The sequence below is a fragment of the Bifidobacterium animalis subsp. animalis ATCC 25527 genome (assembly GCF_000260715.1).
In the GTDB taxonomy this organism is placed as follows: Bacteria; Actinomycetota; Actinomycetes; order Actinomycetales; family Bifidobacteriaceae; genus Bifidobacterium; species Bifidobacterium animalis.
In genome coordinates this window covers 167,821-188,284 of sequence record NC_017834.1, presented here as the reverse complement: position 1 = coordinate 188,284, position 20,464 = coordinate 167,821, and the positions used below count along the sequence as shown (strand labels likewise).

15 protein-coding genes are annotated in these 20,464 nt (G+C 61.3%); 3 read left to right on the top strand and 12 right to left on the bottom strand.

Annotated features, from left to right (window positions below):
- Nucleotides 1–119: 119 nt before the first annotated feature.
- From BANAN_RS00795 to BANAN_RS00775, 6 genes are all read right to left on the bottom strand, one after another.
- Nucleotides 120–1,616: an amino acid permease gene (locus BANAN_RS00795; RefSeq protein WP_014697092.1), complete on the bottom strand. Its 1,497-nt coding sequence runs from the start codon at nucleotides 1,614–1,616 to the stop codon at nucleotides 120–122.
- Nucleotides 1,617–1,816: 200 nt separating this feature from the next.
- The gene (locus tag BANAN_RS08070; RefSeq protein ID WP_202799035.1) at nucleotides 1,817–1,972 is read right to left on the bottom strand and encodes a YbaK/EbsC family protein; all 156 of its coding nucleotides are present in this window, start codon (nucleotides 1,970–1,972) and stop codon (nucleotides 1,817–1,819) included.
- A 25-nt stretch (nucleotides 1,973–1,997) separates the two neighbouring features.
- Nucleotides 1,998–2,861 carry an ABC transporter permease gene (locus tag BANAN_RS00790; protein WP_014697090.1) on the bottom strand — a complete coding sequence of 288 codons (864 nt, stop codon included), beginning with the start codon at nucleotides 2,859–2,861 and terminating at the stop codon, nucleotides 1,998–2,000.
- 1 nt (nucleotide 2,862) lies between these two features.
- Entirely contained in the window at nucleotides 2,863–3,621 is a 759-nt protein-coding gene (locus BANAN_RS00785; RefSeq protein WP_014697089.1) for an ABC transporter ATP-binding protein, read from the bottom strand.
- Between the two features lie 796 nt (nucleotides 3,622–4,417).
- Nucleotides 4,418–5,662 carry an AGE family epimerase/isomerase gene (locus tag BANAN_RS00780; protein ID WP_014697088.1) on the bottom strand — a complete coding sequence of 415 codons (1,245 nt, stop codon included), beginning with the start codon at nucleotides 5,660–5,662 and terminating at the stop codon, nucleotides 4,418–4,420.
- A 302-nt stretch (nucleotides 5,663–5,964) separates the two neighbouring features.
- Complete coding sequence (locus tag BANAN_RS00775) at nucleotides 5,965–6,267, bottom strand: hypothetical protein (protein WP_014697087.1); 303 nt, start codon at nucleotides 6,265–6,267, stop codon at nucleotides 5,965–5,967.
- A gap of 572 nt (nucleotides 6,268–6,839) precedes the next feature.
- On the opposite strand from BANAN_RS00775, the gene BANAN_RS00765 reads away from it, so the two are divergent.
- Nucleotides 6,840–7,271: a DUF624 domain-containing protein gene (locus BANAN_RS00765; protein ID WP_041776930.1), complete on the top strand. Its 432-nt coding sequence runs from the start codon at nucleotides 6,840–6,842 to the stop codon at nucleotides 7,269–7,271.
- Nucleotides 7,272–7,540: 269 nt separating this feature from the next.
- On the opposite strand, the gene BANAN_RS00760 is transcribed toward BANAN_RS00765, so the two are convergent.
- From BANAN_RS00760 to BANAN_RS00750, 3 genes are all read right to left on the bottom strand, one after another.
- The gene (locus BANAN_RS00760) at nucleotides 7,541–8,569 is read right to left on the bottom strand and encodes a LacI family DNA-binding transcriptional regulator (RefSeq protein ID WP_004218450.1); all 1,029 of its coding nucleotides are present in this window, start codon (nucleotides 8,567–8,569) and stop codon (nucleotides 7,541–7,543) included.
- Nucleotides 8,570–8,825: 256 nt separating this feature from the next.
- Nucleotides 8,826–9,509 carry a hypothetical protein gene (locus BANAN_RS00755; protein ID WP_014697085.1) on the bottom strand — a complete coding sequence of 228 codons (684 nt, stop codon included), beginning with the start codon at nucleotides 9,507–9,509 and terminating at the stop codon, nucleotides 8,826–8,828.
- A gap of 252 nt (nucleotides 9,510–9,761) precedes the next feature.
- A complete protein-coding gene (locus BANAN_RS00750) occupies nucleotides 9,762–11,144 on the bottom strand; it encodes a GH1 family beta-glucosidase (protein ID WP_014697084.1) in 1,383 nt (460 codons plus the stop codon).
- A 502-nt stretch (nucleotides 11,145–11,646) separates the two neighbouring features.
- Here BANAN_RS00750 and BANAN_RS00745 point away from each other — a divergent pair.
- Both BANAN_RS00745 and BANAN_RS00740 read left to right on the top strand, forming a co-directional pair.
- A complete protein-coding gene (locus tag BANAN_RS00745) occupies nucleotides 11,647–12,744 on the top strand; it encodes an SGNH/GDSL hydrolase family protein (protein ID WP_014697083.1) in 1,098 nt (365 codons plus the stop codon).
- 461 nt (nucleotides 12,745–13,205) lie between these two features.
- Nucleotides 13,206–14,864, top strand: coding sequence for a sialate O-acetylesterase (locus tag BANAN_RS00740; protein WP_014697082.1), 1,659 nt, complete (start codon nucleotides 13,206–13,208; stop codon nucleotides 14,862–14,864).
- 643 nt (nucleotides 14,865–15,507) lie between these two features.
- On the opposite strand, the gene BANAN_RS00735 is transcribed toward BANAN_RS00740, so the two are convergent.
- The 3 genes from BANAN_RS00735 to BANAN_RS00725 all read right to left on the bottom strand — a co-directional run bounded on the left by BANAN_RS00735 (nucleotide 15,508) and on the right by BANAN_RS00725 (nucleotide 20,208).
- Nucleotides 15,508–16,809, bottom strand: coding sequence for an MFS transporter (locus BANAN_RS00735; protein ID WP_014697081.1), 1,302 nt, complete (start codon nucleotides 16,807–16,809; stop codon nucleotides 15,508–15,510).
- Nucleotides 16,810–17,352: 543 nt separating this feature from the next.
- The gene (gene ilvC, locus BANAN_RS00730) at nucleotides 17,353–18,405 is read right to left on the bottom strand and encodes a ketol-acid reductoisomerase (RefSeq protein WP_014697080.1); all 1,053 of its coding nucleotides are present in this window, start codon (nucleotides 18,403–18,405) and stop codon (nucleotides 17,353–17,355) included.
- Between the two features lie 411 nt (nucleotides 18,406–18,816).
- Nucleotides 18,817–20,208: an MFS transporter gene (locus tag BANAN_RS00725; protein ID WP_014697079.1), complete on the bottom strand. Its 1,392-nt coding sequence runs from the start codon at nucleotides 20,206–20,208 to the stop codon at nucleotides 18,817–18,819.
- Nucleotides 20,209–20,464 lie beyond the last annotated feature (256 nt).

Below are 20,464 nucleotides of genomic sequence, written 5' to 3'. Positions count from 1 at the left end.
ACCCCGTCAGCAGCACAGCTTTCGGAAGCATCCGCACAACGGACCGCAAACCACCCCATCAACGGCACAGCATACGGATGCTTCCGCAAAACCGACCACACAGCGGCCGACGGCAACGCCTACTTGCGCGTGGAGTCGAGCACGGTCTTCGCGTCGCGATTCGCCGAGGCGCGCGAGGTGATCGCATACGCGGCGAACAGCACGGCGAGCCAGATCACACCGGCGACGAGCGCAATGCGGTAGCTCGGTGAGAAGCACATGAGCACGGCCACCATGGCGAGGAACGCGATGATCACATACGGCGTCCAGTTCCACCCCGGCAGCTTGAACCGAATCCTCGCGAGCGCCTCGGCACCGCGCAATCCGTTGAGCTCGCCCGGGCCATCGCCGGCAGCCACACGCCGCCGGAACAGCATCTCGGTGATCATGATCATCGTCCAATTGATAATCGCGGCAATCGTGGCGATCGACATCAGGTAATTGAACGCGAACTGCGGCCACAGGAACACGACCACGACGGCCACCACGGTCACGGCGGCGCTGGTGAGCACGCCGGCCACCGGCACGCCGCGCTTGTTCACGCGTCCCAGATACGCCGGCGCATTGCCTTGGCGAGCGAGCGAGAACAGCATGCGCGAATTCGAATACAGTGCGGAGTTATATACGCTCATCACCGCGGTGAGGCACACGAAATTGAGGATTCCGGCGGCCACTGGCACGCCCACGGAATCGAAGATCTGCACGAAGGGGCTCATCTGGCCGTCGATGCGATCCCACGGCACCACGGCCATGATGATGCCAAGTGCGGCCACATAAAACACGAGAATGCGCCAGATTATGCCGTTTGTGGCGCGCGGGATCGTCTTGCTCGGGTTCTCCACCTCACCTGCGGTCACTCCGATGAGCTCGGTGCCGCCGAAGCTGAACATGACCACGACGAGCGCCATGAGCAGGCCGTCCCAGTGACCGTCGGCCGCGCGCGACATGGCACCGTGCGGGAAGAAGCCGCCGTCCACAGTGAACCAGTTCGCGAACGAGGCGCGCACGCCGGAGTCGGTGGGCAGATTCGCGACGATCACCCACAATCCGCCCGCGATCATGGCGATGACGGCCACGATCTTGATGAGCGCGAACCAGAACTCGAATTCACCGAACTCGCTCACACCGAACAGATTGAGCAGCGTGATAAGCACGAGGAAGAACGCCGCCGACGCCCACTGCGGAATGTTCGGGAACCAGTAGTTGACGAAGGACCCGACCACCGCGAGCTCCACCATCGACACGAGCACATAGTTGAACCAGTAATTCCAGCCCGAGATGAACCCCGCGCGCTTCGACCAGTATCGCGACGCATAGTAGCTGAACGCGCCGGCCCGCGGGTCCTCCACGCTCATCTCGCTCATCGCGCGCACAATCATGAAGATTGCCGCGCCGCCGATCACGTAGGCGAGCAGAATGGACGGCCCGGCGAGCCCGATTGACTCGCTCGACCCGTAGAACAGGCCGGTTCCAATGGCACCGCCCAGCGCAATGAGCTGAATATGGCGGTTTTTCAACGATTTATGCAATTGCTGCGGGTCGGCGTTCCGCTCCCCTGCACCCTGTGAAGCACTCATAGGCATCCTTTTGCATAGCCCGCGTGTGCATACGCGGACGCTCCCATCTCTCTTGCACCGCCGCACGCGCGCTCGCACGTTGCCGCGGTATCGCCATTCTACGCGCGAGCCGTATATCTATGCCGTATCTATGCCGATGCCTATCGCGACTGCCGCCATCTGCCGCCGCCCATCGCCGCCTTGAACGCCTGGCTATGCGGTTAGGCCTCCGCTTGCCAATCCTTGCAGACGTCCACCCACGCCTCGCTCCCCGAGTACCGCTCGAGCTCGTCAAGGGTGAGACCGATTGCGCTGTTGCCGCTGCCTGCCGCCGGGTACACGGTGTCGAAGCGCTTGAGTGACTCGTCGAGGAACACGCGCACGCCGCTTGTTAGCAGATCGTTACCTGACGGAGGTCTGCGCACTGTTCGCGCGCGACGAGGCCTGCCTGCGTATGCGGTCGAGCGTGCTCACCGAGTCACGCGCCGGCGGCACGAAATAGCGGTCGTACGAAATGAAGCAGCGCTTGTAGACGAGCGCCAGGATTATCGAATCTGCAAGCAGCGTGAGCGCGGAGACCGCCGCCAGTATGACGAACTGGTATTTGGCGGCGTTCACTGGGTTCTGACCGGCGATGATCTGGCCTGACATCATGCCCGGGATCGTCACGATGCCACTTGAGGCGAGCATGGCGATCGACGGAAGCAAGCCGAGCGTGATCGACGAGGTGATCGACGGCTTGGCGGCCTCCCACGGCGTCGCACCAAGCGCGAGCAGCGTGTTCACCTCTTCGTAGCGTTCGCGCATCGAATTGAAGAATCGGCTCAGACCGAGCGCCAGCGCGGAGACCGTGTTGCCGAGCAGCATGCCGGTGAGCGGTATGATCAGCTGCGGCGAATACCACGGGTTCGGGCGGATCACCAGTTCGCCCACCAACGCGAGCATGAGCAGCATCGTTACGGCAAGACTCAGCAGCACGAGCGGCACCAGGCCTTTCGGTATGCCTTTGGCGCGGCTCATCGTGATCTGCGCGGCGGCAACGAGCATGACCGCAATGAGGCCGATCACCAGCCACACGTTCTGCGCGCGGATCACATATTCGAGAATGAAGCCCATGGCGAGCAGCTGCACGAGCGAGCGCACGGTGGCCCACAGCAGCGATTTGGCTACGCCGAGTTTCATCAGTGCGGAGATTCCGGCGGCGATGCACACCATGAGCACCGCGATGAGCAGGCCCCAGTTGTCTATGGCGAAGTATTGCTGCATGTCAGGCCTCCGTGTGCGTGCTGGGTGCGGCTTGCGCGGATTGCGCGGATTCCGCGGTCTGCAGCGGGGAGATCGTGCCGTTTGCGAGCACCATGATCCGGTTCGCGCGGCCATCGGGCTTGCGGTGGCGAATGCGCACGACCGCGGTGCCGTTATCGGCCGCCTTGCGCAGAATATCGGCCACTTTGTCGGCGTTTTCCTCGTCGAGCCCGGCGTCCACCTCGTCGGCGAGTAGCACGCCCGGATGCGTGAGCAATGTGCGCGCGAGCGAGACGCGTGCCGCCTGGCCGCCGGAGAGTTCGTGCACGGCCCGTGCCAGATCGATGTCCTCGCAGCCCATCGAATCGAGCGTGGAGCGGATGAGCAAGTCGGGCAGTTTCTGCTCGGCGGTCTCATGATCTTGCGAGACGCGGATTTTCAACGACCACGGCAGGCGGATCGCATCTGCCACGTTGTCACCGATCAGCACGGAGGTCTGCGGCAGGTACGCCACGCGTTCGCGCCACTGCTGCGGCGAGAGCGTGTCGGAATCCACGCCGTCGAGCACGAATTTGCCGGTCGTGTTCACGTTGAGTCGCGCGAACGAGGTGAGCAGCGTGCTTTTGCCGGAACCCGATGGCCCGGTGATGTCGACGATCTCGCCGCCGTGCACTTCGAATGAGAGGTCCTTGAAGATTGTGCGTGTGCCGCCGGCATCATTGTCCACGACGGCGGTCACACCCGTCGCTTGGAAATCGTGCGCTGAACTCATGCTTCCCATTATGGGCAGACCTCCCCCGTGTTGCCTATGGCGTAAGACACACGGCGACTTGCGCAAAGTTCCGTGAAACCGCGCGGCCCTACCCAGCCCGGCCTGACATGCTCCCACTTCCGCCTCACCTCAGGCCGCCATGCCCCCCAACTCTGCGTAAAAAGGGTCAATATGCAGTGTCGAATTGTCTCGATTTACGCAAATGGAATCTGGCATATCTGCGATATCTGCGATATCTGCAACATCTGCATTATTTGCCCTATCTGCGTAAAAAGGGTCGGTATGGCGGCTCCATCTGACCCTTTTTACGCAGGAAGAACAGCACGCGATGGCTCCACGCCCGCTATATGCGAGAAGATTCCTGCGCCTCCTACTTGGTTTGTCTCATCTCAGACTCGCCAGCGAGACAAACCAAGCAGCAGAAACTTGCTGTGTGCCACTCCGGCGCCCCCAGTGAGACCAACCAAGTATCGCCTACTGGTTTCCTCTCACTGGGACCGGCTTTGCGAGATCAACCAGGTAATCAATACTTGTTTTATCTCATCTCAGACTCATCAGTGAGACAAACCAAGTACCCCATACTTAGTCTGGTTCACTGAGCGCAATCTGGTGAGACAGATTAAGTGCGCGGTACTTGGTTTGGCTCACACGCAGATCGGATTCCACGGTCTTCTTCGGCAGACAGCTACGAGCAAAAGAAAAAGCGCCGCAAATGCGACGCCTTACTATTTCAGCCGACCGCCATCACCGTGACCTACCAGGCAAGGGGAAACACAAGTCTGGTGACGGCGGCTTGCTGAAAGTCTTAGTTGAGGCCTTCCTCGACGCCCTTCTTCGTGGCGGGCGCAATGGATAGGGCCGGGTCACGCAGCGGGATCATCATCGCCTGCGTGGCGTGGTACAGGTCGGACTTGCCCGGCCACACGGTGTCGATGACCTCGTTCTCGCGGTTGAGCTGGTGGAACCAAGAACCGTTCTTGTGATACATGAGGTAGGTGTCGATGTACTCGAGGAAGGTCGCATACCAGTCGGCATACTCCTTCTTGCCGGTCACGTGGTAGAGCGTGGCGGCGGTGTTCACGCCTTCGGCCAGCGTCCACTGCATGCGGTCGTGCACAACCGGCTTGCCATTCCAGTCGGTGGTGTACGCGATGCCCGGCGCGCCGTCGGCATCCCAGGCGTCTTCGACCGCGCGATTGAACAGGTGCTCCGCCGCGTCGAGGTACTTCTTGCCGTCGCCGTTCAGCACGCCGTCCTTGCCGTAGACGGAGGGGGCGTACTGCGTGATGAGGCGTGCCCATTCGATGCCGTGGCCCAGGGTGGCGCCGTACGGCTTGAACTGGTCGTCCGGCTTGTCGGCGTTGAACTCGAGCTCCGGCTCCCAGTTGGAGTTGAAATGCTCCGGAATGCGCCAGTTGTTCTCCTCGGCCCACTTGAGCACATGCTCGATGATGCGGCCGGCGCGCGTACGCCAGCTTTCGTCGCCGGTGACGTCGGCGACGGCCAGGCATGCCTCGACGGAGTGCATGTTCGCGTTGAGACCGCGGTAGGTGTCGAGTTCCGCGAAGTCGGTGTCCCAGGTGTCGACGCTCAGGCCGATCTTGCCGTCCCAGAACTTGGTGAGGTAGACGCTCTCGGCCTGCTCGAGCAGTTCCTTGGCGCCCGGGCGGCCCGCGAGCAGCACGAAGGCGTGCGCGTAGGCCTGCTTGGTGGGCATATGGCAGATGTCCGGCGTGATTTCGGCATACCAGCCGTCGTGCTCCTCGTCGTGCAGCACGCCGCGCAGACCGCGGATGCCATCGTCGACGAGTTCCACGGCGCCGTCCACACCGAGCAGCGTGGCCAGTGAGTAGACGTGCGTCATGCGGCAGGTGATCCAGGTGGCGCGGTTACGGTCCTTCCACGGGGTGCCGTCGTCGCCCAGCCAGTAGGAGCTGCCGTCGACCGCCGGGAAGTGACGACCGAATGCAATGAGATTGTCGCGGGAGATGTCGAGGAACTTCTTGTTCTCCGGCGTTCCGATCTGGTACTTCGGATCTGTGTTGGCCATTCCCAATGAGGGGCCCGCGCGTGACGCACCGGCCCGATCTTGCTGTTCTGCCGCCGTGCCGGAATCTGGATGAGGAGTCTTCGCATGTCTGCAGATTCCAGATTTCCCGGTTCGCGACCCGCGATCCGCTCGCATCGTCATTGACAGAAACGTTCTGCACACAGCGTGTCGCTGAAGCGCTTAAGTATCAGGTTCGAAATGCCTATCGTGTGTCAGATTTCACGACCTCCATATGCGGGGAGGGCGGCCACACTCACGTGGCCGCCCTCCCCGCATTCCGCCGCGCGCCGGCGAATCAGATATCAGATTGCGCGCATGTCGAGCACGATCGCCTGCATGGGCCACAGCGGCGGAATCTGCAAGCCGATGTTCTTGAGCAGCGCGCCGCTCACCACGAAGCCGGCGCCCGTGGCGGCGTCCGGCTTCTCGCGCGGGGTCTGCACCTTAAGCGTCATCATGTCAAGCTGGCGCAGCGCATCCCCGGCGGTGTCGAACGCAAAATCACGACCCCAGTATTCAATCTGCGGCATGTCGCCGTCCGGCGTCTTCGCGACGATGCACACGCCGGCGCGACGCAGCACAATATGTGGCCCCTTCTCGTACATAGGTATTGCCCCTCTTGCCTGATTCTCCGCTCACCCACTTTGGTGAGGGCATTGACTTTTCCTTGATTTCATAATATATTAAGCGGTTAAGTCACGCAAACGAACACCGGTCTGTGTGCGCCTCGATCGCCGAAGATGGGCACGTCGCACACAAGCCACGGAAAATGGCGGAAACAATCTGCAGACCGAAACAAAACGCAGATTTTTCGAATATGACCGCACAGTAGAGAACACCGTCCGCGCCCAGCATTTACCCAGCGCACTCACTAAAATGAGATGAGGTCTAATAGGCGGACGAATGGAAGGCAAGCAGCCGAAGCTCACGCCCGAGCAACGCGAAGCAATCGACACGTTGTCGTCGACGCCACAGTACCAAGGGGAATCGAAGATCAAGATCTTCATGAAGATTCCCGCGAAAGACAAGGCCGCATATTCCCGCACGCACTCGTCGGCATCGCCGCGAACACCCAGCAACTCGACACCGCCAAGAACTTCATCCAATATCTGTACAACGCACGCGACTGACGCGTCATGGACAGTCGTAGACACATACAGTCATAGACATAAGGAGAATGATGGCCGGAGGAATCTTCCGTCAAGACAACCCGTACAACACCGTGATGAACCGCGTCGGCGACATCGCCATGCTCTCGTTGGCGTGGTTCGTATGCAGTCTGCCGGTCGTGACGATCGGTGTGACCACCGCGGCAGCCTGCGAAGTGGCGCGCGAGATGCAGGAGGACCGCGACAACGGCATTTTCAAGGGCTTCTGGCGTGCAATCAAACGCAGATTCGGCACCGGCATGCCGCTGACGCTGTTCCTCGGCGTGCTCATTGCGCTCGTCGTCGCCGCGATCTACGCGCTGCCGATCGTGCTGCTCGCCACCTTGCCGAGTGCGGTGATGTGGGTGCCGCTCGTCTGGTGCATCTTCGGCGGCGGTGCGAGCGCCTGGGCGCAGAGGTGGCTCATCCGCCGCGCCTTCGACCTCCAGCCGCAAGACTGAAAACCCCTTACGGGCTAGGATTCCTGCTACGGGCCAGGATTCCTGCTACGGGCTAAGATTTGACCCGTGACGTCCCACTCATGATTGTTGAAAGATAGCCGTTTTCTACGTGGAGATGGTCTCACAGCAACACCAATCCGCTAGCCCGTAACAGCAAATCCTAGCCCGTAAGGGGTTACATGGCCTGTAACGGAAAACTTAGCCAGTAGCAGGAATCTTAGCCCGTAGGAATCTGAGAAACAGAAGCAGAAGCAGGATTATCACACATATTACTGCGCGGCAGGCGCGGTGGAGGCGCGCTCGATGAGCTCGTATGGCGGCTCCTCCACGTTCTCCACGTCCTCGCCATCGATGAGCTTGAGCATGAGCTGGGCGGCGAGACGTCCCGACTCGAGAATGTTGCGGCTGAGCGCGGTGATCGGCGGATGCGCGGCGACGTTCATGAATGAATCGCCCCACGAGATGATCGAAAGATCCTCGGGCACGCGCACACCCTTCACCGAGGCGACGCTCTCCCCCGCCAGCGCCATCACGTCGTTGTCGTAGATGATCGCGGTCGGCCGCGGTTCCACGCTGAGCAGTCGCTTGGTGGCCTCGGCGCCAGATTCCGGCGTGTAGTCGGTGTGCAGGCAGCGGTAGCGCATGCCGAGCTCCGTGGTGATCTCCGAGAACGCGGCGTCGCGGATGTACGAGTGGCCGAGCTCCTCCGGTCCCGCCACGCGCGCGATGTTCTTGTGGCCGAACAAGGCGAGGTGCCGGATCATCGTGCCCGATGCCGCGGCGTCGTCGCTCATCAATGTGGGCAGACCGCTCGTCAGCGACGAATCCGCCAGCGCGAGGCACGGCATCTGCGGATTGTTCTTCATCAGCTCGATGCGCGGGTCGCCGATCTCCAGATTGAGCAGCAGCAGCGCGTCGACGTTGCCGGTGGCGATCCAGTCCTCGAGAATCGAGACCTCGTCGTCATCGTCCATCGACATGCGCACGAGCAGCGAGTAGTCGCGTTCCTCGAGCGCGGAGCCGAGACCGGAGATGAGGCGCATGATGTAGGGTTCCGCGGAAAGCAGCTGTGGATCGTAGCCGAGCACGAGGCCGATTCTGCGCGTGCGCGACTGCGCGAGCGACTGTGCCGCGCCGTTCGGACGCCAGCCGAGTTTGCGCGCCACCTGCAGCACCTTCTCGCGCGTGGCATCGGAAACACCCGGCTTGCCATTGAGCGCATACGAGACCGCACTGCTCGACACACCTGAGGCCTTCGCCACGTCAAAGATCGTCACTTTGGCTTTCTGCGCTACCATAGCTCGCCCCCATTCACTGAAATACTTCAGTAATCAGTATCCAATGTAATTTACAGTTACTTAACAAATTATGTCATCGTTGACGTTGCCAGGTAGCCGGCATCCCCGTTTTCACACAGTCTTCGCATATATGCGATACGGGAATGCCGCGCGTAGGCAGTCGCTGCATACGCGCGGCCGGGTTGTCTGAAGAGGCGTCTGTGGGGAATCTGCGAACTGAAATTACTGAAGTTTGCAGATTCCCCGCGGCATGCGACTAGAAGTCGCGCTTGAGGTCGTTCGCGCTACGCAGCACGTTGGCGGCGGCGAAATCGGCCGGATCGCCCGCGTAGTCGGTGCCGATGTGGAAGGTGACCGACTCGCCCGGAAGCAGCGAGACGAGGCCTTCCTCAACGGTCGCCTTGTCGTCGACCTTGCCGACCATGCAGAACAGGTCACGCACGTAGTCGTTCGCGGTGACGGTGAGTTCCACGCCGTCGGCGGTGCGCTCGGCCTTGGTCGTGAACGCGTCGGCCGGGGCATCGAGCTCCTGCGTGAGGATTTCGGCCGGGTTGTAGATCACGCGGGCGAAGGAATCGTCGGACGGCACGGCAACGATGAGTTCGTTGTTCGCATCGCCGAAGTCGACAATCTCCTCGTTCAGCGGGAAGCCCTTGTGGCTGGCGGCGTCGAGTTCCACATCGTCGATCTGCTGCGTGGCGAGCACGTTGCCGTCGAAGTCGACGCGGTTGACCGCCCAGGAGCCCTTGTACGGCTCGTTCGTGTCGTTGAGCACGATGAGCTCGAGGTGATCGGCGTCGACCTTCACACCCTCCCAGCTGTGGGTCTCGCGGTACTCCTCCGAGGTGCGCGGCTGGATCGTGGCCAGACGCGGTGCGAAGAAGTCGCGGGAGGCATACCAGACCGGCTTGCGGTGGCCGTTGAAGTCGACGGCCGCCATGCTGGGTTCCCGTAAAAACCCAGTGTTTCCAATCATTCCGAATTTATTCGACCAATTGAATAAACAGTGCGCAAACGTTGGCATTACTTTCGGATTTCAGCGCGTCTTCAGATGGTGCGCCACCGAATCCTGAAACGGGGGCGTTTCGACAATAGGCGAAACCGCACTTTTTGCATAAGAATACGCTTGCGCGAATCTGCGGATATGCGGACTCTCGCAAGCGTATGTTAATCAAGCGCTTCAGTAAGCAGATCACCGCGCGGAGTGCTCGGCAATGAAGTTACGGTACCAGTTGTAGCTGTCTTTCCGTATACGCTCCTCGGTGTCGTAGTCCACGTAGGTCAGGCCGAAGCGGCGGTCGTAGCCGAACGCCCACTCGAAATTATCCATCAGCGACCACACGAAGTATCCGATGACATTCGTCCCCTCCTCGATCGCGCGGTGGACGGCCTCGAGATGGCGACGCAGGTAGTCGATGCGGTCATCGTCGTGCACCATCTTCACACCATCCGGGCCGACTTCCACCTCGTCGGGGCACGCCATGCCGTTTTCAGTGACGACGAGCGGAATGTGGTTGTAGTCGTCGTTCAGGCGAACCAGCGTGTTATAGAGCGCATCCGGGTCGATGTTCCACCCCATCTGTGTGTGCGGGCCGTCGGTAGGCAGCCAGTCGATGTCGCTGGCGCCCGGTGCGGTGGAGGCCTGCGTGCTCTGCGGGAACTGCGGACGGTTGCTCATCGCAAGCAGATTCGTCGAGTAATAATTGAGCCCCAGCACGTCAATCGGCTGGTTGATGAGCTTGAGATCGCCGTCATGCACGAAGTCCCAGTCGCAGATGCCCTTGGTGATCGCGAACAGCTCGTCCGGGTAGTAGCCGCGCAACATCGGATCGAGGAACACGCGGTTGGCAATGAGATCCACGCGGTGCACGGCATCTGCATCACCGCGGTTCACCTGCAGATTCAGCGTCACCGAGAGATCCGGCTTCGCTCCGGCCTCGGCACGCACTGCCTCGCACATCAGACCATGTGCCAGATTCAGGTGATGGGCGGCGCGGAACGCGAGCGGGCCGGCGCCCAGGCCAGGCGCATGCTCGGTGCCGCCGTAGCTCAGGTGCGCCGAGCACCACGGTTCGTTGAGCGTGGTGTAGGTGTGCACACGGTCGCCAAGGCGCTTGGCCACAATGCCGGCATACTCCGCCATGCGGAACGCGGTCTCACGGTTCAGCCAGCCATCCCGGTACGGATCTTCGTTCAGATACTGCGGCAGATCCCAGTGGTAGAGCGTCACAATCGGGTCGATGCCGTATTCGAGCAGCTGGTCGACAATGCGCTCGTAGAAATCGAGGCCCTTCTCGTTCGGCTTGCCGTCCGGGGTGGGAATGACGCGCGGCACGCCAATCGAGAACCGGTATGCGTTCACGCCGAGATCGCGCACGAGCTTGAGATCGTCCTGCCAGCGGTGGTAGAAATCGTCAGCCTTGTCTCCGGTGTCACCATTCAGCACGCGGCCCGGGGTGTGCGAGAACACATCCCAGATCGACGGCGTGCGGCCGTCTTCGTCCACCGCGCCTTCGATTTGGTAGGCGGCAGTCGCGGTGCCGAACTGGAAGCCCTTCGGGAACGTCATCGTCATTGCTGATTCCTCCTGCCGATACATCCGACACAATACACGTCGCATCCGAGCACAGACCCGCGCGAATCCCGAATCTGCTCCGGCATTCATTTACTTACTCGCAAGTCAGCATATGCCAAATATAGCATGCTCCTCCCCTCCACACCGCCTGCAACACGCGCATCGCCAACAATCTTCCACCTTTCCTCCCCCGCTCTCTTCCATCTGTTACGGGCCAAGTTTGTGCTTACGGGCCACGATTTTGCGTTACAGGCTAAAGAAAGTCGGGGTCCCGGCAAACGGGATCATTGGAACATGGCGGTTTCCGACTACCCGTTTTCACGAAAAGGCAGAGATGCCCTAGCCCGTAGCCGAAAATCCTAGCCCGTAAGCACAAACTTGGCCCGTAAGAGATAACTTGGCCCGTAACAGAGTTCGCAACAGAGTTTCGCGGCAAAGCGAGGGCCGCGACACCGCGAGAATAGGCATATAATCGGCACAGCAGAGACGCATAAGGAGCAGCATGCAATTCATTGACGCATTCAATCCGGCTTTCTGCACGATGGGACGCATCGGTGAATCGAAGAACCACTTGCCGCTGTGGGTGTTCCCCTACACGCAGGCGCGGTTCCGCTTCACCGGCACCTCCCTCGCCGTGCGGCTTCGCAATTTCTGGAACTACGGTCACACGCGCATCGGTGTGATCATCGACAACACCCAGTTCAGCGTGCGTGTGCCGTCGCCCGTCGAACCCGAGCCCGACGCCGCCGTGAGCGTGGGGGAAGACGGCATGCTCACCATTCGCATTGCAAGCCACTTGCCGAACATCGAGCACCGCGCAATCGTATTCAAGCGCGAAGATGGCGGCATGCACTACATGGAGTTCGCCGGCGTGGAGATTGACGACGACGCGCAGATTCTCGCACCTGCCGAACCCGCCAGCACACGCCGCATCGAAGTCTACGGCGATTCGGTGAGCTGCGGCGAGCGCAACGAGGCCGTGCTCTACACCGGCAAGGCCGACCCGGACGAAGATCTGAGCGCCTACAGCAACTCATGGTTCGCCTACGATGCCATCGCCGCCCGCGCGCTGGGCGCCGACCTGCGCATCATCTCGCAAGGTGGCGCGCCGCTGCTTGACGGCATCGGCTGGTTCAACGCGCCCGATTACCTCGGCATGGAGAGCATCTGGAATCGCGTGCAGTACAATCCCGCACTCGGCGAGCCCACCGACTGGGATTTCCGCGACGACGACCCGCAGGTGGTCATTGTGGCGCTCGGCCAGAACGATTCGCATCCACACGATTTCATGAGCGCAGATTACACCGGCAAGCAGGCCGTGAACTGGCGCGCCCGCTATGCCGAGTTCCTGGGGAATCTGCTCGAACGATACCCGGACTCGCACATCATCTGCACGACGACCGTGCTGCAGCATGACCGCAACTGGGACCGCGCGATCGACGAAGTGGTGAGCGAACTCGACAATCCGCAGATCACACATCTGGATTATTCGCATGCAGGCACGGGTACCCCGGGGCACCCCCGCATTGCCGAGGACGAGGAGATGGCACGCGAACTGGTCTCCTACATCGATTCGTTCGGCGCAGAGCTGTGGCAATAGCTCACTGAGACTCACCCCTTGGTGGCTCCCTGAAGGTCGGCTGGGTAGGGCATCGCCACTGGATCGCAAGCGCCCTTTACGTTCCTCAACCCTACCCAGCCGACCTTCAGGGAGCCACCGGTACAACCCACCCGTACTCAGACTTAACCAACGAGTATTCGAAACATCCAGAACAGATGTCGCCATGCGGGGCGAAGGGACAGGGCTGAGGAACGGATCGAGTCACGAAGCCTCTCCCTGCCCCACCATGCATTCCGCCTCGAACCGGCGCTGCTGTGCAGGGCGGCCGGGCGGGGTTGAGGAACGTAAAGGGCGCTTGCGATCCAGTGACGAGACCCCGCCCGGCCGCCCTGCACAGCAGCGCCGAGACGGTGGAGACTGAGAAACCATCAACAACGCTTACATACACTAAGGAGATACGACATGACAACTGTGACCGGCATCGCACCGGGGCAGCGGGAATGGCCGAACCCGCGGAAAGCAACGACGGCGCGCACGACCGCACCAGAAGCGGCAATCTGCGTGTGGCCGCCATATTCAGCGACCACATGGTGCTGCAGCGCAACAAGCCGATCGCCGTGTTCGGCGAGGCGCCGGTCAGCGAGTCCGTCAGCGCGTCACTGAGCGACGGGCAGGGGCAGGAAGTCGCGCGGGCGCAGGAATCTGCAGACAATGATGGCACGTTCATGCTCACACTGCCCGCAATGCCGGCTTCGGGTCCGCTCACACTGCAAGTGCGGTGCGGCGGCGACGAGCTCGCGTTCCACGACGTGATGGTCGGCGAAGTCTGGCTCGCCGGCGGCCAAAGCAACATCGAGTTCGAGCTGCACAACAGCGAATTCGGCAAGGAGGCCGTCGCCGATGCGCACGACCCGCTGCTGCGCTTCTACAACACGCCGAAGTCCGCACGAATCAATCTGACCGCGGAATCCGCGTCCGGTTGGCAGACCGCCGAAGCGCCGCAAGTCGCCCACATGAGCGCCATCGGCTACTACTTCGGCAAGCAGCTGCGCGACGCACTGGCGAACGGCATTGCGGTCGGCGTCGTGGATTGCTACATCGGCGGCACGTCGATCAGCGCATGGATGAGCGAGCATCTGCTGGAGCAAACCGAGCTCGGGCGCAGCTATCTGCAGACATATCGCGACGCGATTGCCGGCAAGACGGATGAGGAGATGCTCGCCGCGCAGACCTCCTGGCAGCAGGTGTTCGACAAGTGGAACGCCGACGTCGCCGCCGTCAAGGAGGAGCACCCGGATTACTCGCAGCCGCAGATTGATGCGATGCTCGGCCCGTGCCCATGGCCGCCGCCGGTCACGCCGTTCGCCGAGCGCAGGCCGTACACACTGTACGAGGCGATGATCCGCCGCGTGGCTCCCTACACGCTCGCAGGCGTGCTGTGGTACCAAGGCGAGGAGGACGAGTTCAACGCGGCAGGCTATGGCGAGCTGTTGCGCGGTCTGATCGCGGAATGGCGCGCGACGTGGCATGACAATGCGCTGCCGTTCCTCGTGGTGCAGCTGCCGCAGTGGATCGCCGAGGCCGACGCCGAGCACGATCCACTGCGTTGGCCGGTACTGCGCGATGAACAGTTCGCTGTTGCACGTGAAACACCGCACGCGAACATCGTTTGCGCCATGGACTGCGGCGAATTCGACAACATTCACCCCGTCGACAAACGCACGCTCGGCATGCGGCTCGGGGACACAGCATTGCACGACGTCTACGGTCTGCAGATTCCCTGTGCCAGCCCCGAGCTCGTCGATCTGCAGGTGGGCGAAGGCGGCGGCGAGATGGTCGTCACATTCAACCATGCGCAGGGACTCCATTGGCACGGCACGACGTCGGATACCATGCGCGCGATTGCGGACATTGCCGAAAGCACCGAGCGCAAGGCCGGCGAATCCGGTTTCGAGATCGCCGCCAGCGCGGACTCCGAGTTCGTTCCCGCGCACGCCCGCATTGAGCCACGCGACGATCTCGGCAGCGACATGCGCGTCGTACATCTGCTCTCACCGGAGGTGCCGAAGCCGACCCACGCGCGCTATGCCTGGCGCAGCTGGGGTCCGGCACCACTGTTCAACGGCGACGGCTTGCCCGCATTCCCGTTCATCAAGTAGTCAAGTCATTGCTGCTTGTTGCCGTGGCTGCCGGCGATTGTCGGGACCACTGCAGTCGCCGACGTGTGCCTCGGGCAGCCGCGGCAATGACTGCTACTCATTTCGCGGAAGCTTCCGGGTAATCCGCCGTGCATGCGGGCATACGCGGTCGATTTCGCGGATGCTTCCATAACCCATGCCGTTCGCAGACTGTTTTGCGGCACATCTTACAGAAGCATCCGCGAAATCTGCTACGTACAGCCCGCGCCCCGGCATAGCACACGGATGCACCCGAAAGACGTACTATTTACAGGCTCTCCCGCGGCACGGTTCGCGGAATGTTTCGAAAGATATGCCATTAGCAGACTGCTCCGTGGCGCTATATACGGAACTATCCGTAAGAATTACCACTTTTGCCCCCATTTGTGGTCAAACATACGGAAAGTTCCGAAAGATATGCCGTCACTGCGTCTATCTGCGGTCGAACATACGGAAGTATCCGTGAAAACCACCGCCAATGGGACACTTTGTGGCATAGTCTACGGAACCATCCGAAAACTATGCCGCATAACGCCCTCTCAGCGGCACAGTTTACGGAAGAATCCGAAAGATATGCTGCTGAGCGGGCATGGCACGGCACCGTTCACGGATGCATCCGCGAAAACTACCGCGAGACGGCGGGCCAGCGCCGATCCACGCGCAGGAGCCAGATGCCGAAGGGAATCGTGAGCACACCGCCCACCACGAAGATCACGCGCACATCGACCACGTCGGCGAGCGGGCCGAACACAAGCATGCCGAGCGGCGTGCCGAATCCGGAGAACGTGGTGAGCAATCCGAACACGCGGCCGCGCATGTCGGGCGTACTCTCATGCTGCAACAACGTGAACGTTGGCGACGAGCCGAGCGACGTGCACAGGCCAACGAGGAAATCCACGAACAAATACACCAGCAGCGTGGGCGACAGGCCGAGTCCCGCCGTGCATACGCCCATGCCAATGAACGCGCACGCGAGCAGCACCATGTTGTTGTGGAAGACGCGCGCACCCACCGTGGCGAGCAATGCGCCGCCAATCACCATGCCTACGCTCCACGCCATCTCGTTCGCGGCGAGCTTGTCGGCCGCCGTGGAGAGCACGGTGAATCCGAGATCGAGCTGCTGCCCGGTGAATCCGCGGTTCATGAGAATCAGCGTAAGATTCATTGGCGCAATGTTGATGAAGCATACGAATGCGTAGGCGATCAGCACACTGCGAATACGCGGGTACCGCCACGCATACCGCAGACCGGTGCGCATGTCGGCGAACACAGAGTCGGCGCCCCGCTCCGAACCGACCTCGGCATCGCGTGTGCGGCGCACGCGAATCAGCGCAACGAAAGCAATGCCCACCACCGCCGTCGTCACATCGACATACAGAATCGCCCACAATGGCATTACATTGACGAGCACGGCGGCGATTGCCGGCGCCGCGATCAGATTCACAGACTGGATCGTGCCGTTGATCGAATTCACGCGCAGCAGTTTGCTTTCCGGCGTGATCTGCGGAAGGAACGACTGCACCGCCGGCGATTGCACGCCCGCGCCTGCCGAGCGAATCGCGAGCACGACGAAGAACAGGGCGAGCCCGGCAATTCTGCGCGCAATCGAGAGGGACAGCATGACGGTGACAGCCGCGATCAGCGCGTCGGGCAATATGATGAGCGCCTTCTTGTTCCAGCGGTCGGCCCATGCGCCGCCGAACAGCGAGACGACGGCCTGCGGCACGCACGCGCAGAGCATGGCCACCGTCATGGTCGCGCCCGAATCCGTTTGCATGACGAGGTACCAGAAGACCGCGTATTGCACAATGCTCGAGCCGATCAGCGAGAGTGCCTGACCTGTGAGCAGCAATGCGACGGGTATGCGCCAATCATGCGGATTGCTGTGCGTGGATATGGTGATTTTCCTATGATTTCGGTTATTCATGATGTCTCTTTCGCTTGGTGTCGCATAACGGCATGCGAACGCACAGACACCACATTCGGTTCTGTTTATCGAAAAGATTTATGCAAGCATGCCTATGGCCGCCCTTTGGCGGTCTTCACGCAACAGTGATATGCGGCAGTGATATGGGTTCGGTTGGATCCAAGAGGATATGCGTCAGCGCGTGGCTAGATATTCCACGCAATCACAGACATCATTGCAATTCCACACATGGTTTTGCAGTATAGCATGCATGCAGACAAGCCGAAAATAATACAGGGCGCCGATCTGCGGCAGTTCTGTCAACCCTGCCGCGCGCACCATTGCTCAGCAGATTCCCCGGAGGCATCCACAGAAGCTTCCGCGTGCGAGTTGCTTTACGGCGCGGTTCACGGAAACTTCCGCAAACTGCGGCACGGCGGGAGAACGCTCAGTGCAGAAGGCCGCTCAATGCAGGAGAACGCAAAAGGTGGGGCATGCCTATGCATACCCCACCTTGACAGATGCGAAACTCACGGCTTCATGCGCGGACGCACCGCACGCGGCTCACTGAACCTGGGCGCGGGCGATCTTGCCGGTGAAGGAGTTGGCTTCGTCGGCGTCCTTCGCGGCGTCGTTGTTCCAGGAGAACATGGCGCGCAGCTTCGGGCCGACCTCTTCGATGCGGACGTTGGAGTACTCCTCCTGCAGCTGCTTGAACTTCGGGGCGCCGGCAGCCTGGTCGTCCATGAACTCCTTGGCGAAGGAGCCGTCCTGGATGCGCTGCAGGTGGTACTGCATGCGCTCACGGGTGTGCTCGTCGATGACGGTGTTGACGTAGTCGCCGTACTGAGCGGTGTCGGAGCAGCTCCAGCGATCCTTGTTCAAGCCGCCTTCGTTCATGAGGTCGACGATCATCTTGAGCTCGTGGCACACCTCGAAGTAGGCGATCTCCGGCTGGTAGCCGGCGTCGGTGAGCACCTCGAAGCCCATTTCGACGAGCTTGTTCACGCCGCCGAGCAGCACGTTCTGCTCGCCAAACAGATCGGTTTCGGTCTCTTCCTTGAACGTGGTCTTGATGGCGCCGGCGCGCAGTGCACCGAGGGCCTTCGCGTAAGCCAGTGCGAGATCCCAGCCGTCGCCGCGCGGATCCTGCTCGACCGCAGTCACAACCGGGACGCCACGGCCTGCGGCGTACTCACGGCGGACGATGTGGCCCGGGCCCTTCGGGGCGACCATGAAGACCGGGTGGTCCTCGCTCGGCTTGATGTAGCCGTAGTGGATGTTGAAGCCGTGTGCGAAGGCCAGGGCGGCGCCCGGCTTGATGTTCGGCTCGATGTCGTTCTCCCAGATGCCCTTCTGGTACTGGTCGGGGGCCAGGATCATGATGACATCGGCCTCGGCAGCGGCTTCCGGAACGCTCTTAACTTCCAGACCCTGTTCCTTGGCGAATTCCACAGACTTCGAGTTCGGACGCAGGCCGACGACGACGTCGACACCGGAGTCACGCAGGTTGAGCGCATGCGCGTGGCCCTGCGAGCCGTAACCGATGATTGCGACCTTCTTGCCGTCGAGAACCGAGAGATCGCCGTCGTCTTCGTACCAGATCTGTGCTGCCATGTGGCACACTCCTTTTATTTGTGTTCGGCGTGGGCCTCTTAGCCCATGCCCATGCTTGATATGTTCCGCCGTCACACCCGGGCCTGCCGTGTTGGCCGGCTCGGGCAGGGGCGTCTGTAATCCCTATGTGTTGGAGATTTTGTCTCCAAAACTGAAATCTCATCTTACCGAAATCTCCACGTTCGCCTGCATCGCGTCCATCTTTTGGATACCGGCGGTGCCGCGTTTTGGAATGCCCTCTGTTTCTTTTGGAAAATACCGGGCATTCGTCCATAGATCATTGATTATCGCGGAGATAGATTGACCATATTCTGGACATTCTGTATTACGTATTGCCTATTCCTATCGCACTGTTTCCTATTGCCCTGCCGAACTCCTTTCCTCGCACACGGATTCCAAGGATTCATATGTTCACTGCATGTAATCCACGTTCTTGGTCTCATGACACGTCAGGATCGCCACCAGGCAGCACAGCGCCATGACGCCCAGATAGAGCCCGACCGAGCCGACACCCCAGTGCGACGACAGCCATGTGGCGACCGACGGGACGAACGCCGCGCCAACGATTGCGGCGATGTTGTAGCCGATGCCGGAGCCCGTGTAGCGCACGTTCACACTGAACAGCTCGGGCAGCAATGCGCCGATCGGACCGAAGGCGATGCCCATCAGCGCAAAGCCGAGGCACAGGAACAGCATTGCGGCGGCGGTGTTGTGCACGCCGACCACGGCGCGGTTCATGAGCAGCGGGAACAATGCGGCGAAGACGAGCAGCGCGACTGACGAGCCGATGATCACGCGACGGCGGCCGATGCGGTCTGCAAACACGCAGGAGAGCACGATGAACAGGGCGAACACGCATACGGAGACCATGAGCATCGTCATGTACTCCTTGGTGGAGAAGCCGAGTCCACCGCCGCCCTGCGCATCGCTCTTCGTGGCCCATGCGAGCGACCATGTGGCGAGCGTGTAGAACAGCGTGTAGGTGACGGCGACGAGGAACGTGGCCTGCAATACCTGCCGCCAGCTGGTGCGGAACACCTCGAGCGCAGGTGCCTTGACAACGCGCTGGTCTTGCTGCGCGGCGCGGAATGCCGGAGTCTCCTCCATGTGCACACGCACGAGCAGTCCTACAACCACCAACAGTGACGAGAGCAGGAACGGCACGCGCCAGCCCCATGCGAGCATCGCGGCGTCATCGTTGAACAGCTCGAGCAGCACATAGGTGCCGTTGCACAGGAAGAACCCGATCGGCGCGCCAAGCTCGGGGAACGAGCCATACAGCGCGCGCTTGTCGGCAGGCGCGTTCTCGGTGGCCACGAGCGCGGCGCCCGACCATTCGCCGCCGAGTCCGATGCCTTGCACGAACCGGCAGACGCACAACGCGAGCACGGCCCACACGCCCCACATGTCGTAACCGGGTAGGCAGCCGATGAGGAAGGTCGCGACGCCCATGGTCATCAGCGAGACGACGAGCGTCGCCTTACGGCCGATCGAGTCGCCGAAATGGCCGAAGATGAGCGAGCCCACCGGGCGGGCCAGGAACGCGACGGCGAAGGTGACGAGCGAGAGCAGCAGCGCGACGGTCGGGTTCGTCTTGTCGGAGAAGAACACGCGCGGGAAGTAGTTCGCCGCCGCGGTGCCGTAGGCGTAGAAGTCGTAGAACTCAATCGTCGTGCCCACCATCGAGGCGGCGATGATCGCGCCCACAGACGATCTCCCCGCCCGTTTGAGTGCATGCGCGCGCTCTCCCGCCAGCGCTGGGGCGCGGCGCCCCGCTTCCGTTTCCGTTTCGACTGCGGTCATGAATCTCCTTCTTTCTGTGTTGCGATATGCAAAAGCCCTGCACTTCGGCAGGGCTCGAGATGTCATGTGCGTCACCCTGCCGCATCGGCAGGGCTGGATTTCGGGTATACGAATCAGCTCGCCGATGGCGAGATAATAATTCGTACAATCTGCAGTCGTGCGACCATGGTCTCACTCATCGCGAGCCTCCTTTCCGCGTATCCGTTTGCGTTGCTGTGCGCGGCGTGCGCTTGCCGCGGCGCCGTGTTGGGTTAGA

What these genes read in the sequence shown, in the direction of transcription:
- BANAN_RS00795 (WP_014697092.1), bottom strand. Translation starts at nt 1,616, where the DNA reads ATGAGTGCTTCACAGGGTGCAGGGGAGCGGAACGCCGACCCGCAGCAA.
- BANAN_RS00790 (WP_014697090.1), bottom strand. Translation starts at nt 2,861, where the DNA reads ATGCAGCAATACTTCGCCATAGACAACTGGGGCCTGCTCATCGCGGTG.
- BANAN_RS00785 (WP_014697089.1), bottom strand. Translation starts at nt 3,621, where the DNA reads ATGGGAAGCATGAGTTCAGCGCACGATTTCCAAGCGACGGGTGTGACC.
- BANAN_RS00780 (WP_014697088.1), bottom strand. Translation starts at nt 5,662, where the DNA reads ATGGCCAACACAGATCCGAAGTACCAGATCGGAACGCCGGAGAACAAG.
- BANAN_RS00775 (WP_014697087.1), bottom strand. Translation starts at nt 6,267, where the DNA reads ATGTACGAGAAGGGGCCACATATTGTGCTGCGTCGCGCCGGCGTGTGC.
- BANAN_RS00765 (WP_041776930.1), top strand. Translation starts at nt 6,840, where the DNA reads ATGATGGCCGGAGGAATCTTCCGTCAAGACAACCCGTACAACACCGTG.
- BANAN_RS00760 (WP_004218450.1), bottom strand. Translation starts at nt 8,569, where the DNA reads ATGGTAGCGCAGAAAGCCAAAGTGACGATCTTTGACGTGGCGAAGGCC.
- BANAN_RS00755 (WP_014697085.1), bottom strand. Translation starts at nt 9,509, where the DNA reads ATGGCGGCCGTCGACTTCAACGGCCACCGCAAGCCGGTCTGGTATGCC.
- BANAN_RS00750 (WP_014697084.1), bottom strand. Translation starts at nt 11,144, where the DNA reads ATGACGATGACGTTCCCGAAGGGCTTCCAGTTCGGCACCGCGACTGCC.
- BANAN_RS00745 (WP_014697083.1), top strand. Translation starts at nt 11,647, where the DNA reads ATGCAATTCATTGACGCATTCAATCCGGCTTTCTGCACGATGGGACGC.
- BANAN_RS00740 (WP_014697082.1), top strand. Translation starts at nt 13,206, where the DNA reads ATGGCCGAACCCGCGGAAAGCAACGACGGCGCGCACGACCGCACCAGA.
- BANAN_RS00735 (WP_014697081.1), bottom strand. Translation starts at nt 16,809, where the DNA reads ATGAATAACCGAAATCATAGGAAAATCACCATATCCACGCACAGCAAT.
- ilvC (WP_014697080.1), bottom strand. Translation starts at nt 18,405, where the DNA reads ATGGCAGCACAGATCTGGTACGAAGACGACGGCGATCTCTCGGTTCTC.
- BANAN_RS00725 (WP_014697079.1), bottom strand. Translation starts at nt 20,208, where the DNA reads ATGACCGCAGTCGAAACGGAAACGGAAGCGGGGCGCCGCGCCCCAGCG.